The 15,081-nt window shown below is 71.9% G+C and carries 11 protein-coding genes; 8 read left to right on the top strand and 3 right to left on the bottom strand.

Going from position 1 to position 15,081, the window contains the following annotated elements; genetic code table 11:
- Nucleotides 1-17: 17 nt before the first annotated feature.
- The 3 genes from ACFWWU_RS19140 (at nucleotide 18) to ACFWWU_RS19130 (ending at nucleotide 2,765) form a co-directional block, all read left to right on the top strand.
- Nucleotides 18-1,688, top strand: a complete 1,671-nt coding sequence (locus ACFWWU_RS19140) for an IclR family transcriptional regulator C-terminal domain-containing protein (RefSeq protein WP_384146636.1) — start codon at nucleotides 18-20, stop codon at nucleotides 1,686-1,688.
- Between the two features lie 172 nt (nucleotides 1,689-1,860).
- Complete coding sequence (locus ACFWWU_RS19135) at nucleotides 1,861-2,112, top strand: EF-hand domain-containing protein (protein ID WP_384146633.1); 252 nt, start codon at nucleotides 1,861-1,863, stop codon at nucleotides 2,110-2,112.
- Nucleotides 2,113-2,186: 74 nt separating this feature from the next.
- Nucleotides 2,187-2,765, top strand: coding sequence for an antibiotic biosynthesis monooxygenase (locus tag ACFWWU_RS19130; protein WP_384146630.1), 579 nt, complete (start codon nucleotides 2,187-2,189; stop codon nucleotides 2,763-2,765).
- On the opposite strand, the gene ACFWWU_RS19125 is transcribed toward ACFWWU_RS19130, so the two are convergent.
- Complete coding sequence (locus tag ACFWWU_RS19125; protein ID WP_384146627.1) at nucleotides 2,749-4,251, bottom strand: long-chain fatty acid--CoA ligase; 1,503 nt, start codon at nucleotides 4,249-4,251, stop codon at nucleotides 2,749-2,751. The two genes, ACFWWU_RS19130 and ACFWWU_RS19125, sit on opposite strands and share 17 nt — an antisense overlap.
- Before the next feature lie 213 nt (nucleotides 4,252-4,464).
- Between ACFWWU_RS19125 and ACFWWU_RS19120 the strand changes: the two genes are divergently transcribed.
- From ACFWWU_RS19120 to ACFWWU_RS19105, 4 genes are all read left to right on the top strand, one after another.
- A complete protein-coding gene (locus tag ACFWWU_RS19120; RefSeq protein WP_384146624.1) occupies nucleotides 4,465-5,556 on the top strand; it encodes a sugar ABC transporter substrate-binding protein in 1,092 nt (363 codons plus the stop codon).
- Nucleotides 5,557-5,651: 95 nt separating this feature from the next.
- The gene (locus ACFWWU_RS19115) at nucleotides 5,652-6,416 is read left to right on the top strand and encodes an ATP-binding cassette domain-containing protein (RefSeq protein WP_384146621.1); all 765 of its coding nucleotides are present in this window, start codon (nucleotides 5,652-5,654) and stop codon (nucleotides 6,414-6,416) included.
- Nucleotides 6,413-7,732: a sugar ABC transporter permease gene (locus ACFWWU_RS19110; RefSeq protein WP_384146618.1), complete on the top strand. Its 1,320-nt coding sequence runs from the start codon at nucleotides 6,413-6,415 to the stop codon at nucleotides 7,730-7,732. The genes ACFWWU_RS19115 and ACFWWU_RS19110 overlap by 4 nt, the downstream gene beginning before the upstream one ends.
- A gap of 25 nt (nucleotides 7,733-7,757) precedes the next feature.
- Complete coding sequence (locus ACFWWU_RS19105) at nucleotides 7,758-8,258, top strand: DUF6328 family protein (protein ID WP_384146615.1); 501 nt, start codon at nucleotides 7,758-7,760, stop codon at nucleotides 8,256-8,258.
- Between the two features lie 17 nt (nucleotides 8,259-8,275).
- On the opposite strand, the gene ACFWWU_RS19100 is transcribed toward ACFWWU_RS19105, so the two are convergent.
- Nucleotides 8,276-10,009 (bottom strand): BCCT family transporter, encoded by a 1,734-nt coding sequence (locus ACFWWU_RS19100; protein WP_384146612.1) that lies wholly within the window; start codon nucleotides 10,007-10,009, stop codon nucleotides 8,276-8,278.
- Between the two features lie 152 nt (nucleotides 10,010-10,161).
- On the bottom strand, nucleotides 10,162-10,614 hold the full coding sequence (locus tag ACFWWU_RS19095) for an SRPBCC family protein (protein ID WP_384146609.1): 453 nt from the start codon (nucleotides 10,612-10,614) through the stop codon (nucleotides 10,162-10,164).
- Between the two features lie 351 nt (nucleotides 10,615-10,965).
- Here ACFWWU_RS19095 and ACFWWU_RS19090 point away from each other — a divergent pair, with 351 nt between their 5' ends.
- Nucleotides 10,966-15,009 (top strand): molybdopterin-dependent oxidoreductase, encoded by a 4,044-nt coding sequence (locus ACFWWU_RS19090; protein ID WP_384146740.1) that lies wholly within the window; start codon nucleotides 10,966-10,968, stop codon nucleotides 15,007-15,009.
- Nucleotides 15,010-15,081: the final 72 nt, after the last annotated feature.

Raw genomic sequence — 15,081 nt, 5'->3', positions numbered from 1 at the left:
CAGGAGGAGACCAGACGATGGCGCAGCGCACGGAGCCGGACGAGCCCCCGGAGGAGCTCGTCGGGCCGCTGGAGCGTGGACTCGCCGTGCTGCGCGCGGTGGCCGCCGGACCGGGGACCCGCCATCGCCCCGGCGATCTCGCCCGCACCACGGGGCTCGCCCGGTCGACCGTCGACCGGGTCGCCACGACACTCCTGCGCCTCGGCTACGTACGCGCCGAGGAACGCGACCTGCTGCTCGCGCCGCGCGCGGCGGACCTGGGCAACGCCTATCTGTCCTCGACCGGGCTGCCCGAGGCCGTCGGGCCGCACGCCGTCGCCCTCGCCGACGAGCTCGACGAGTCCGTGTCCGTGGCGGTCCCCGACGGGGACGGGGTGCGCTTCGTGGCGCAGGCCGCGCGTCGGCGCGCCATGGCGATCTCGTTCCGCGCGGGGGACGTCCTGCCGGCCGAACGCTGCGCGCCCGGAGCGCTGTTCGCCGCCGACTGGGCGGACGCGGAGTGGGAGGCGTGGCGCGCGCGGCACCTGAAGGACCCGCTGGACGCCGCCTTCCCGGCGGTGCCACCCCGCACTCCCTCGGCGCCGTCGCCGGACTCCGTGGAGGCCGGCTTCCGCGCCCGGGCCGACCGGAGCCGTACGGACGGCTGGGCGGCCGACGACCAGCTCATCGAGACCGGGCTGATCGCCGTCGCCCTGCCCGTGCGCGACGCGACCGGCGCCGTCGTCTGCGCGGTCAGCGTCGTCAGCCACACGAGCCGGCACGACGTCGACTCCCTCGCCGGCATCGCCCTGCCGCCGCTGCGCACGGCCGTCGCGGCCATGGAGGCGGGCCTCGCGGCGGCCCCCGCGGCGGAGCGCGACGCGCCGCCCGCCGGTCCGGGTGCGGCGGCGCTCAAGGAGGAGCTGGGGGCGGGGTTCCTGCAGTCGCTCGCGCGCGGTCTGGACGTCCTGTGCGCGTTCGGCGCGGTCCGTGGCCCGGCCAGGCTGTCCGAGCTGGCCCGTCTGACAGGCCTCCCCCGCGCCACCGCCCGGCGGTCGCTGATCACCCTGCGCCATCTGGGATACGTACGGGAGGACGAGGACGGCTTCCGGCTGCTCCCCCGTGTCCTGGAGCTCGGCCACGCCCGCGTCTCGGGCCTCACGCTCGTCGAGATCGCCACGCCGCACCTCGCCGAACTGGTGGTCCGGGTCCACGAGTCGGCGTCCGTCGCCGTGCTCGACGGGACGGACATCCGCTACGTCGCCCGCGTCGCGAGCTCCCGGATCATGCACATCGACATCAGGGTGGGCACCCGCCTGCCCGCCTACGCCACCTCGATGGGCCGGGTCCTGCTCGGCGCCCTGCCCCAGGAGGAACGCGCGACGCTCCTCGCGGGTGTCACGCCCGAGGCGCTCACGCCCCACACGGTGACGACGCCCGAGGCGCTCGCCGAGGCGGTGGCCGAGACCGCGCGGCGCGGCTACGGATGGGTGGAGCAGGAGCTGGAGGAGGGGCTGCGCTCGCTCGCGGCGCCGGTGACGGACGGCAGGGGCCGGGTGGTCGCCGCCGTCAACGTGGCTCTGCACGCGGGCCGCCGCTCCGCGGAGGAGAGCCTCGCCGCGCTTCTCCCCCACCTTCGCGGCACGGCCGCCGCGATCAGCGCCGACCTCGCCGCGGTGAGCCGGTGGTCCCCCGTACGTGTCTCCTGAAGGGCCGTGGTCGGTCGCCGGCCGCCAGGCGGACGGCGAAGGCGCCGATGACCGTGCCGGTGATGGGCGGAGGCAACCACGGGCGCGGGCCACGCGTCCTCTCGTACGGAGGGCGTCGGCCCGTACGACGTCCGCCGCCCACCGCCACAGGGATCAGGGAACAGGACACGCGATGAGCGACAAGGCCCGCATACTCTTCGACGCGCTCGATCTCGACCACGACGGCTCTCTCACCCTGGCCGAGGTCGTCGGCGCCCTCCGGTCCAAGGGACCGACGCTCGTCGCGCAGGGGGTCGTCCCCGTCTGGGGTGTGGGGGGCGACGCGGAGTCGGCGGCCCTGTTCGACGCCGCCGACCAGAACGGCGACAAGGTCCTGACCTTCGAGGAGTTCGCCGCCGTGGTCGACCGGCGTTTCGGCTGGTGACGCCCCGGCCCGGGGGGAGGCGGGTGGCCGCCGCGTAGAGTGTGCCCGGGCGCGCTGTGATCACGAGGAGAACGATGACCGCGGTGAGCCTTGAGCACACGCATGTCCCCGCCGACTCCGGCGAGGTGACCCTGCTGATAGCCCGCAGGGTCGAGCCCGGTCACGAGGCCGCTTTCGAGCGCTGGGCGAAGGGCATTCTGGAGAGCGCCGCGCGCTTCCCCGGCCACCTCGGATACGGGTTCTTCCGCTCCTCGGGCGGGGACGCCCCCTGGTTCCTGGTCCACCGCTTCCGTGACGCGGCCGCGTGTCAGGCCTGGCAGGAGTCCCCGGAGCGGGCCGCGTGGTTCGCCGACTGCCGGGGCCACCACCACACCGAGGTCGCGCGACGCCAGCTCACGGGCATGGAGACGTGGTTCGCCAAGCCGGGCTCGACGCGACCGGCGCCGCCCCGGTGGAAGATGGCGATCAGCGCGACGCTGGCCATCTACCCCATCTCCCTCCTGGGCGGCTACTTCCTGACGCCCCGCCTGACCTCGCTGCCCGTCGTGCTCAGCAGCGCGGTCATCGCGTGCGTCTTCAACGTCCTGATGACCTATGTGGCGATGCCCACGGTCAGCCGGCTGCTCCGGGGCTGGCTCAGTCCTCGATCGTGATCTCCCGCTTGAGGATCTTGCCGGTGGGGCCCTTGGGCAGACCCGGCACCAGCTGGACGATCCGCGGGTACTTGTACGGGGCCACGCGGGCCTTCACGAACTCGCGCAGTTCGTCCGCCGAGGCCTCGGCACCCGGCCTCAGGGTGACGACGGCCGCGATCTCCTCGCCGTGCACCGCGTGCGGGACGCCCACCACGGCGGCCTCGGCCACGGCCGGGTGCTCGTAGAGGACCTCCTCGATCTCGCGCGGGTAGACGTTGTACCCGCCGCGGATCACCAGGTCCTTCTTGCGGTCCACGATGAAGTAGAAGCCGTCCTCGTCACGGCGCGCGAGGTCGCCGGTGCGGAACCAGCCGTCGGTGAAGGCGGCCGCGTCGGCCTCGGGCCGGTTCCAGTACCCGGCCATGACGTTCGGGCCCTGCACGGCGATCTCGCCGACGTCGCCGTCCGGGACGTCCTTGCCCTCGTCGTCGACGAGCCGGACGTGCACGCCGTCGATGGGGGTGCCGATCGATCCGGGCTTGCGGGGGCCGTCGAGGGCCCCGAAGGTGACCACCGGGGAGGTCTCGGACAGGCCGTAGCCCTCGACGACCGGGCAGCCGAAGACGGCCTCGAAGCGGTGCAGCACCTCCACGGGCATGGCCGCGCCGCCGGTCACGCACAGCCGCAGATCGCCGCCGCCGTCCGTGAGGCCGGTCGAGCCGGCCGCGTCGGCGGCGGCGAGCAGGCCCAGGAACATGGTGGGCACGCCCTCCATCACCGTGACCCGGTCCCGGGAGAGGATGTCCAGCGCCTTCGCGGCGTCGAAGCGCGGCAGCAGGGTGATGCGGGCGCCGGTGAGGACCGCCGCGTTCAGCCCGCAGGTCTGGCCGAACACATGGAAGAACGGCAGGCCGCCGAAGACCGTGTCCGAGGCCGAGATGCCCAGGACGCGGGCCACGGCCGAGGCGTTGGACCCGAGGTTCCCGTGGGTGAGCCGGGCCCCCTTGGGGCGGCCGGTGGTGCCCGAGGTGTAGAGCAGTACGGCGAGGTCGTCGACGTCCCGGTCCACGACCCCTTCGCGCGGCTCGACGGCGGCCAGCGCGGGGCCGAAGCCCGGGTCCGTCACGTCGGCGCACTCGATGCCGAGCTCCGCCGCCGCGGTTCCGGCCTCGCCCATCGCCGCGCCCCAGGCGAGGATCAGCCGGGCTCCACAGTCACCGGCGGCGTAGGCGATCTCGCCGGACTTGAGCAGCGGGTTCATCGGCACGGCGACCGCGCCGGCGCGCAGTACGCCGTAGTAGGCGACGGCGAAGTGCGGGATGTTGGGCAGCAGGATCGCGACCCGGTCGCCCGGTCCGACTCCCTTGGCCTCCAGCCAGCCGGCGACACGGGCGCTGCGGTCGTCCAGCGACCGGTAGTCGAGCGCCTGGTCGTCCAGCTGGATCGCGACGCCGTCCGGCTGCGCCGCTGCGGTACGGGCCAGGTTGAGAGCCAGATTGGTCATCTTCGACCTCTTTCTGATCATTCGCGCTTAGTTCGTGCTTCGTTTCGTACTTCACACGGGAGCCGGACGCTCAGCGGCCAGGTTACCGGCCGGTTTTTTCACCCGCTTGCCGGTCCTCAGCTTGCCGCTAATGTCGATATATAGGCCATAAGTGCATCCTCTGTTCCCGCGCTCACGAGGTGAGGGGAAGGAGGCGTACGAGAGGAGCCTTCGATGACCCGAACATTGCGGAGTGCGATAGCCCTGGCGAGCGCCGCGGCGCTCGCCCTGGGAGCGGCGTCCGTGAGCGGAGCGGCCCAGCCGGGTGCGGGGTCCGCAGCGCAGGGCGAGGTGCGGATCGGCCTCCTGCTGCCGGAGAGCAAGACCACGCGGTACGAGAAGTTCGACCGGCCCTACATCGAGGCCAAGATCAAGGAGCTGGCACCGAACGCGCAGATCGACTACTACAACGCCGCGGAGAGCGCCACGACCCAGCAACAGCAGGTCAACACGGCACTCGCCAAGGGCGACAAGGTCCTCATCCTGGACGCCGTGGACGCCAAGTCGATCCAGTCCTCCGTGCAGAAGGCCCGGGACGCGGGCGTCAAGGTCGTCGCGTACGACCGCCTGGCACAGGGGCCCGTCGACGCCTACGTCTCGTACGACAACCGCAAGGTGGGCGAGCTCCAGGGCCAGGCGCTCCTCGACGCGCTCGGCGACAAGGCCGAAGGCGGCCAGATCGTGATGCACAACGGGTCGCCGACCGACCCGAACGCGGCCGAGTTCAAGGCCGGCGCGCACTCCGTCCTGGACGGCAAGGTGAAGATCGGCAAGGAGTACGACACACCGAACTGGGACCCGAACAACGCCAACCAGCAGATGTCCGGTGCCATCAGCTCCCTCGGCAAGGACAACATCGTCGGCGTGTACTCGGCCAACGACGGACTGGCCGCGGGCATCGCCACCGCCCTCAAGGCGGCGGGCATGAACGTGCCGCTGACCGGCCAGGACGCCCAGCTCGACGCGATCCAGCGGATCCTCCTCGGCACCCAGACGATCACGGTCGAGAAGCCGTACAAGCCGGAGGCCGACATCGCCGCCACGATGGCCGTCAACCTCGCCGAGGGCAAGGAGCTCCCGGCCGACCTGACGCCCACCACCGTCACCAGCGGCAGTGGCGAGAAGGTCCCGGCGAACCTGCTGACACCGGTCGTCGTCGACAAGAGCAACATCAAGGACACCGTCGTCAAGGACGGGCTGTACACGGTCGCGGAGATCTGCACCCCGGCCTATGCCGCGGCCTGCGAGGAAGCCGGTCTCCAGTAGCGCCTCCGCAGCCGCGAGGCGTTTCATCCCGGTGGGGCGGAGCGGCCCGTGCGAGCGGGCGAGCGGAGGAGGCGGTTCCATTGCCGGAGTCAGCCGTGCTCACACTGCGGGGCATCTCCAAACGGTTCGGCGCGGTCCAGGCCCTGAAGGGGTTCGATCTGGAGGTCCACCCCGGCGAGGTCGTCGCCCTCGTCGGCGACAACGGCGCCGGCAAGTCCACCGCCGTCAAGGCGATCGCCGGGGTGAACCCGCCCGACGAGGGCGTCATCGAGTGGGAGGGCCGCCCGGTCTCCATCAGCCGGCCCCATGACGCCCAGAACCTCGGCATCGCCACCGTCTACCAGGACCTGGCGCTGTGCGACAACCTCGACGTGGTCGCCAACCTCTTCCTCGGCCGCGAGCTGCGCCACTTCGGCGTGCTCGACGAGGTCCGCATGGACCAGCGCGCGCGGGAGCTGCTCGACACCCTGTCGATCCGCATCCCGAGCGTCCGGATCCCCGTGGCCTCCCTCTCCGGCGGTCAGCGCCAGACGGTGGCGATCGCCCGCTCGCTGATCGGCGAACCGAAGGTCGTCATCCTGGACGAGCCCACGGCCGCCCTGGGCGTGGAGCAGACCGCCGAGGTGCTCGACCTGGTCGAGCGGCTCCGCGAGCGCGGCCTCGGCACCATCCTGATCAGCCACAACATGGTCGACGTGATGGCGGTCGCCGACCGGATCGCCGTAATGCGGCTCGGCCGGAACAACGGCTTCTTCGACAAGCGCTCCACGACCACCGAGGAGATCATCTCCGCGATCACCGGGGCCAGCGACAGCGCCGTCACCCGCCGCCAGGCGCGCAAGCGGGAGGAGGAGCGATGAGCCGCGACAGAGACCGCGACCGCGCCGACAGCTCCGGGGGGCCGGGCTCCAGGGGACCCGACGACGCCGCCTCCCAGGAGCCGGCGCAGGGTGCCGTACCGGCCGTGGACACGCGTCTTCTCGTCCGTGAGGAGGGCGTCAAGGGGTACCTCGGGGAGTTCCGCCGCAAGCTCCGCAGCGGTGAGCTGGGGTCCCTGCCCGTCATTCTGGCCGTGATCATCATCTGGACGGTCTTCGGAACTCTCGACAGCACGTTCCTGTCGGCCCAGAACCTCTCCGACCTCAGCCAGCAGATCGTCGGCACCGGCATGATCGCCGTCGGCATCGTCTTCGTGCTGCTGCTCGGCGAGATCGACCTCTCCGTCGGCTCGGTCAGCGGCCTGTGCGCCGCGATCTTCGCCGTGCTCAACGTCCTGAACGGGATGAACGAGTGGCTCGCGCTGCTGATCGCCATCGTGGGCGGCGCGGCCGTCGGGCTCATCCAGGGGTTCTTCTTCGCCGAGGTCGGCGTCCCGGCCTTCGTCGTCACCCTGGCCGGCAACCTCGCCTGGAACGGGCTGATGCTCCAGGTGCTCGGCACCAGCGGCACGGTCAACATCCCCAGCGAGAGCGTCGTCTCCAAGCTCTACTCGACGATCTACCACAGCCCGGCCGCCGCCTACGTGACCGCGGCGGTGGGCGTCGGGTTGTTCCTGGCGGCCCAGCTCCTGGACGCGCGGCGCCGGCGGACGGCGCGGGTGCCGTCCCGACCGATCGCCGAGATCGTCCTGCGTACGGTCGTGCTCGCCGCGATCGCCTTCGTCACCGCGTACATCCTCAACCAGTACCAGGGGCTCCCGCTGGCGCTCCTGATCTTCCTGATCCTGCTCGTGGTCCTGGACTTCGTGCTGCGCCGCACCACCTACGGCCGCCGGATCTTCGCGGTGGGCGGCAACATCGAGGGCGCGCGCCGGGCGGGCATCAGTGTGCCGTTCGTCCGGATGAGCGTCTTCTCGATCGCCGGGACGATGGCGGCGGTGGGCGGCATCTTCCTCGCGGGGCAGATCCAGTCCGCGAGCCAGACCTCCGGCGGCGGCAACCTGCTGATGAACGTCATCGCCGCGGCGGTCATCGGCGGCACGAGCCTGTTCGGCGGGCGCGGCACGGTCTGGTCCGCGCTGCTCGGCGCGCTGGTGATCGGGTCCATCCAGTCGGGGATGAACATCATGGGTGTCAGCAACGCGGTCCAGTTCATGATCACGGGTTCGGTGCTGCTGGCCGCCGTGGTCGTCGACTCCCTGTCCCGCAGGAGCCAGAAGGCCGCGGGCCGGGCCTGATCCCGATCCCCCGGAGGACCAGCCCATGGGCACCGATACGAGCAAGGGCCGGGACGACGGCCGGAGCGAGACCGAGATGGAGCGCGCCGACCGGCGCTGGCAGGAGGTCATCCAGGAGATCCGTGTCGTGCAGACCGGTGTGCAGATCCTGCTCGGCTTCCTCCTTACCGTGGTCTTCACCTCGCACTTCCAGGGTCTCGAACAGACCGACAAGACGATCTACATCGTCACGGTCGTCCTCGGGTCCCTGGCGACCGGCGCGCTCATCGGGCCCGTGGCCCTGCACCGGATCGTGGCCGGGCGGCAGATCAAACCCCGGGCCGTCGTCTGGGCCGCCCGCCTCACCTTCACGGGCATCGTGCTCCTGCTCGCGACCCTGACGTCGGCTCTCCTCCTGGTCCTGCGCGTGGCCACCGGGAACGACTCGTACGTGCCGTGGATCGTCGCCGGGGTCCTCGCCTGGTACCTGCTCTGCTGGTTCGCCCTGCCCTTGTGGGTGCGCTTCCGCTACACCAGCGGGGAGTGAGAGCCCCTGTCCCGCCGTCAGGGCCCGCCCGACTCCGACGTGCCGGGGCCGATCCGCAGCTCGAAGTCGCCGTCGTACCGCGCGTGGCCCGCGATGACGGCGACCTCGATGACCTCCTGTCCCACCTCGCCCCGGACGATCAGCGGGTCCTTGCGCAGGTCCCGCATGAGCGCCACGCACATGCCGATCATGACGAGCACGAAGGGCGCCGCCACCAGGATGGTGAGGTTCTGGAGCCCCGCGAGCGCGTCGCCCTGGCCGTCGCCGATGAGGAGCATGATGGCCGCGACCGCTCCGGTCAGCACGCCCCAGAACACCACCACGGGACGGGTGGGTTCGAAGGAGCCGCGCTGGGAGAGCGTGCCCATGACGAGGGAGGCGGCGTCCGCGCCCGACACGAAGAAGATGCCGACCAGGATCATCACGAGCAGGCTCATGACGCCCGTGAGGGGGAACTCCTGGAGCACGCCGAAGAGTTGCCCCTCGGGGGTGGTCTCCCCCGTCAGTTCGCCCTGTTCGCTGAGCTTCATCGCCGTACCGCCGAAGACGGCGAACCAGACGAGGCTGACGGTGCTGGGCACCAGGATGACGCCGCCGACGAACTGGCGGATGGTCCGGCCCCGGCTGATGCGGGCGATGAACATGCCGACGAAGGGCGTCCAGGAGATCCACCACGCCCAGTAGAAGACGGTCCAGCCGCCGAGCCAGTCGTGGATGTTCGCGCCGCTGGTCGCCTCGGTGCGGCCGGCGAGCTGCGGCAGCTGGTCGATGTAGGCGGCGAGCGAGGTGGGCAGCAGGTCGAGCACGATGATCGTGGGGCCCGCCACGAAGACGAAGACGGCGAGCACCACCGCGAGCACCATGTTGGTGTTGGACAGCCACTGGATGCCCTTCTCCACCCCGGAGACGGCGGAGAAGACGAAGGCCACGGTGAGGACGGCGATGATGCCGACGAGCAGCCCGGTGCCGGTCTTCTCCATCCAGCCCAGTTCCTCGATGCCGCTGCCGATCTGGAGCGCGCCGAGGCCGAGCGAGGCGGCGGAGCCGAAGAGGGTGGCGAAGATGGCCAGGATGTCGATGACGCGGCCGGGACCGCCGTACGCCCGCCGTTCGCCCATGAGCGGGACGAAGACGGCGCTGATGGTCTGGCGGCGCCTGCGGCGGAAGGTGGAGTAGGCGATGGCGAGTCCGACGACGGCGTAGATCGCCCACGGGTGGAGCGTCCAGTGGAAGAGCGTGGTGGCCATGGCCGTCTGCATCCGCTCGGCCGAGTCGACGGGGTGGGTGCCGGGCGGCGGGGTGCCGTAGTGGGCGAGGGGTTCGCTCACGCCGTAGAACATCAGGCCGATGCCCATGCCCGCGCTGAACATCATGGCGATCCACGACACGGTCCGGAACTCGGGCCCCTCGCTCTCCTGGCCGAGGGTGATCCGGCCGTAGCGGCTGATGGCGAGCCACAGCGCGAAGACGACGAAGCCCGAAGCGGCCAGCATGAACGCCCAGCCGCCGTCGCGGATCAGTCCGTCGAGGAGCTTGCTGGAGACGCTCTCCAGACTGTCCGTGGCCGTCGCTCCCCAGACGACGAACGCCAGGGTGAGCACCGCGGTGACACCGAACACGATCCGGTCGGTACGGGCTTTGTGGTGGTGGTCGGAACGGCCGGGGAGGTCCGCCGTCACCGCCAGCCCTTCCCGGCCGCCCCGTTCGGCGCCTGTCCGACGGCCGTCCGGCCTCTCGTCTTCCTGTGGCACAGAGGTCACCTTTCACTGCATTACGGAAAAACGTGACGATGTATCCGTAAGGCAGTACCACAGGCGAGGCCGGACTCGGCGGACCAACAGGCGTTCACGGCCCGCGCGATGGCCGGGTGACACGGTCGCCGGGTCGCGTGGAGGCCGCCTCGTCAGGTGACGGCGTCGCTCTCCAGGATGCCCTTGAGGGTGAGCTCGTCCCTCGGCATCTCCTTGCGCACGTGCGGGCGGACGACGAGCGGGACGATGGCCTTGCCGATGCCGTGGCCCTCGAAGTCGAGGGAGAGCGTCAGGCGTGACCGTTCGCCGTCGTCCAGCGGTTCGATGGTGCCCTGGACGTCACCGCGTACGGGACCGTCGATGCCGTGCACGTGCCAGTGCCTCGGCGGGTCCAACTCGATGACCTGCATGGTCGTGGTGAACTCCCGACGCCCGATCCGCCGCGTGACGGCGACCTTCGAGCCGACCGCGAGCGGGGCGTCGCCCAGCCTCCGGACCGAGACCGCGCTCTCCTGCCATTCGGGCAGATGGGTCGGGTCGGTCACGTAGGAGAAGACGTCCGCGGGACTGCGGGAGATGTCAATGGTTTCCGTGATGGCAGGCATGGTGCCCTCTTCGTCCGGCGGGAGACCGCGCCCGGACCCGAGCCCCGGCGTGGGCTCATTGTCGCTTCCTACGAAAATGGTCCCACGGGCGGCGGCGCCCCGCCAGCGACGCACGCGGGGGGGCGAGCCGAGGCCCTCCTCACAGCGTGCCCCCCGCCGCTGTGTGACCGGCGTTACGGACCATGATCGGCGCGGTTGACACAGGCGTAACGGGCATTCCGTACGGTCAGGGCTCGAACGGTTCCACAGAGAGGCGCCCCGGTGACCCCACACGACACGCAGGACCCACGGGACGACGCCGCCGCCGCTCAGGTGCGGACCGTCTGCTCGTACTGCGGTGTGGGCTGCGGCATGCTCCTCGACATCGGTCCGGGGCCCGACGGCCGCCGTACGGTCCTCAAGGCGACGGGCGACAAGGACCACCCCGCCAACCGCGGGCGCCTCTGCACCAAGGGCGCCACCACCGCCGACATGCTCGCCGCGCCCGGACGCCTGACCACCGCCCTCGTCCGGGACGACCGCGCCGCCGCGCCCGTCCCCACGGACACCGGCCGGGCCATCGCCGAGACCGCCCGCCGGCTGCGGGCCGTCGTCGACGAGCACGGCCCCGACGCCTTCGCGCTCTACGTCTCGGGCCAGCTGAGCCTGGAGGCGCAGTACCTCGCCAACAAGCTCGCCAAGGGCTTCATCGGCACGAACCGGATCGAGTCGAACTCCCGGCTGTGCATGGCGAGCGCCGGCACCGGCTACAAGCTCTCCCTCGGCGCCGACGGCCCGCCCGGCTCCTACGACGACTTCGAGAAGGCCGACGTCTTCCTCGTCATCGGCTCCAACATGGCCGACTGCCACCCCATCCTCTTCCTCCGCATGATGGACCGGGTCAAGGCCGGCGCGAAGCTGATCGTCGTCGACCCCCGGCGGACGGCCACCGCCGACAAGGCCGACCTCTTCCTCCAGATCAGGCCGGGCACGGACCTCGCGCTCCTCAACGGCCTGCTGCACCTGCTGCACGAGCACGGCCACACCGACCCCGAGTTCATCGCCGCGCACACCGAGGGCTGGGAGGCGATGCCGCCGTTCCTCGCCGACTACCCGCCCGCGACCGTCGCCGCGCTCACCGGCATACCCGAGCAGGACATCCGCACCGCCGCCGAGTGGATCGGCCTGGCGCGGGAATGGACCAGCTGCTGGACCATGGGCCTCAACCAGTCCACCCACGGCACCTGGAACACCAACGCCCTGATCAACCTGCACCTGGCCACCGGCGCGATCTGCCGCCCCGGCTCCGGCCCCTTCTCCCTCACCGGCCAGCCCAACGCCATGGGCGGCCGCGAGATGGGCTACATGGGCCCCGGCCTCCCCGGGCAGCGCTCGGTGCTCGTCCCCGAGGACCGGGCCTTCACCGAGGAGCTCTGGGAGCTCCCGCCGGGCACGCTCCGCGAGGACGGCTCCGGCACCGGCACGATCGACCTCTTCCGGCGCATGGCCGAGGGCGAGATCAAGGCGTGCTGGATCATCTGCACCAACCCGGTCGCCTCCGTCGCCAACCGCGCCACCGTCGTCGCGGGGCTGCGGGCCGCCGAACTCGTCATCACCCAGGACGCGTTCGCCGCGACCGAGACCAACGCCTACGCCGACGTGGTCCTGCCCGCCGCGCTGTGGACCGAGTCCGAGGGCGTACTGATCAACAGCGAGCGGACGCTCACCCTCGCCCGACCGGCGGCCGACCCGCCCGGCGAGGCCCTCGCCGACTGGCGGATCATCGCCCGTGTCGCCCAGGCCATGGGGTACGAGAAGGCGTTCGCGTACGAGAGCGCCGAGGAGATCTTCGAGGAGATCAGGCGCGCCACGAACCCGAAGACCGGCTACGACGTGAGCGGGGCGACGTACGAACGACTGCGCGCGACCCCCGTCCAGTGGCCGGCCTCGCCCGGAGGTCCGGAGCGCAACCCGATCCGCTACGTGGACGGCGACGGCGCGGGTCCCGTCTTCCCGACGGCGAGCGGCCGGGCGGTCTTCCACGCCCGCCCGCACATCGACGCCGCCGAGATGCCCGACGACGAGCATCCGTTCGTCCTCAACACCGGCCGTCTCCAGCACCAGTGGCACACCCTCACCAAGACCGGAAAGGTCGCCAAGCTCAACAAGCTCAACCCGGCGCCCTTCGTCGAGGTGCACCCCGAGGACGCCCGGCGGCTCGGCATCGCGGAGGGCGACGCCGTTCGGATCGCCTCGCGGCGCGGGAAGGTCGTGCTCCCCGCGGTGATCACCGACCGGGTCAGGCCGGGCTGCTGCTTCGCGCCGTTCCACTGGAACGACCTGTTCGGTGAGGACCTGTGCGTCAACGCCGTCACCAGCGACGCCGTCGATCCCCTCTCCTTCCAGCCCGAGCTGAAGGTCTGCGCGGTGGCGCTGACGAAGACGTCTGCGGCGACGGTGACGGCTCCGGGGCAGCCGTCGACCGCCGTGGCCCCGCGCGTGGTGATCCCGAGCGGGGTCGTTCCGTCCGGGCCGGCCGCCGCCTTCGGCCTCGCGCCGGCCCCGCCGCCCGTCCTCAGCGCCGAGGAACGGCAGTACCTCGTCGGCTTCCTCGCGGGCCTGGAATCGGGCGCGCCCGGCATGCCGGTCCTGCCGCCCGGGGCGCCCTTCCGCGACGAGCACGCCCGCTGGGTGAACGGCGTGCTCGCCGGCCTGTACTCCCGTACGCCGGAAGGCTCGGGGCCGCCGCGGGAGTCCCGGGCGGGCGAGGGCGCGGCCGGCCGCGAGGTCGTCGTGCTGTGGGCCTCGCAGACCGGCAACGCCGAGGAGTTCGCGGCCGCCACCGCCGAACGGCTCCTCGCGGCGGGGCACCGGCCCGCCCTCACCGGCATGGACACGACCGACCTCAAGGCCCTCCCGCCCACCGCCGATCTGCTGCTGATCACCAGCACGTTCGGGGACGGGGACGCGCCCGACAACGGCTCCGGCTTCTGGGACGAGCTCACCGCGCCCGACACCCCGCGGCTCGACGGGCGGCGCTATGCCGTCCTGGCACTCGGGGATTCCTCGTACGGCGACTTCTGCGGGCACGGGCGGCGCCTGGACCACCGGCTGGACGAGCTCGGGGCCGTACGTCTGGCACCCCGTACCGACTGCGAGCCCGACTTCCAGACCTCCGCCCACGCCTGGCTCGACCAGGTCCTCGCCGGCCTGTCCGACGGCCGGCAGGCACCCCTGACGGCCGATGCCGCACCACCCGCACCGCCCGCACCGGCTCCTGCGCCCGCGCGCCGGCCCGGCCCCGCCACCACGCCCGCGCGGCTCGTCGGCAACCGGCTCCTCTCCCTGCCCGGGGCGGGGAAGGAGGTGCGGCGGTTCACCTTCGACACGCGCGACGGCGGGGCTCCGCTCGGCTACGAGACCGGCGACGCGCTGGGCGTCCAGCCCGTCAACTGCCCCGGCCTCGTGGCCGAATGGCTGGCCGCCACCGGCCTCGACGGGGACGCCCCCGTGGAACTCCCCGGGGCCGGTCACGTCCCCTTCGGCGAGGCCCTGCACCGCCACCTCGACATCACCCGTACCCCGTCCGCGTTCCTCGGCTTCGTCACGGAACGGACCGGTGACCGGGAGCTGAAGAGGCTCCTCCGCCCCGACAACAAGGACGGGCTCGCCCGGTGGTCCTGGGGCCGTCAGGCCGTCGACGTCATCGCCGAGCACCCCGTCCGCGCCACCGCGCAGGAGTGGGCCGACGTACTGGGCCGGCTCAGGCCCCGGCTGTACTCGATCTCCTCCAGCCCGCTCACCGACCCCCACCAGGTCTCCCTGACGGTCTCCGTCGTCCGCTACGAGAGCCTGCGCGGCCGCCCCCGCAAGGGCGTCTGCTCGCCGTTCCTCGCCGACGCCGAACCCGGCGCCCCCGTCCCGGTCTTCGTCCAGCGCGCGCCGCACTTCCGGCCCCCCGCCGACCCCACGACCCCGATGGTGATGGTCGGCCCCGGCACGGGAGTGGCGCCTTTCGTCGGCTTCCTCGACGAGCGCCGCGCGCTCGGGCACCGCGCACCGAACTGGCTCTTCTTCGGCGAGCAGCACCGCGCCACCGACTTCTACTACGAGGACGAGCTCACCGCCCTCCTCGCCGACGGCACCCTGGACCGGCTCGACACGGCCTTCTCCCGCGACCAGCGCGCAAAGGTCTACGTCCAGGACCGGATGCGGGAGCACGGCCCGCAGCTGTGGTCCTGGCTCCAGTCCGGCGCGCACTTCTACGTCTGCGGCGACGCCGCCAGGATGGCGAAGGACGTCGACCGGGCGCTGCGGGACATCGCCGTCGCGCACGGCGGCCACGACGAGGAGTCGGCGGCCGTGTACGTGAAGCAGCTCGCCGCCGACAAGCGCTACGTCCGGGACGTGTACTGAGCGCTACGTCCCGGACGTGTGCTGAGCGCTACCTCCGGGGCGTGTGCTGACGGTGCGGGTGAGCTGTCGGTG

The sequence above is a fragment of the Streptomyces sp. NPDC058650 genome, assembly GCF_042717315.1.
Lineage (GTDB): Bacteria > Actinomycetota > Actinomycetes > Streptomycetales > Streptomycetaceae > Streptomyces.
This window is presented reverse-complemented; position numbering and strand designations above follow the sequence as displayed.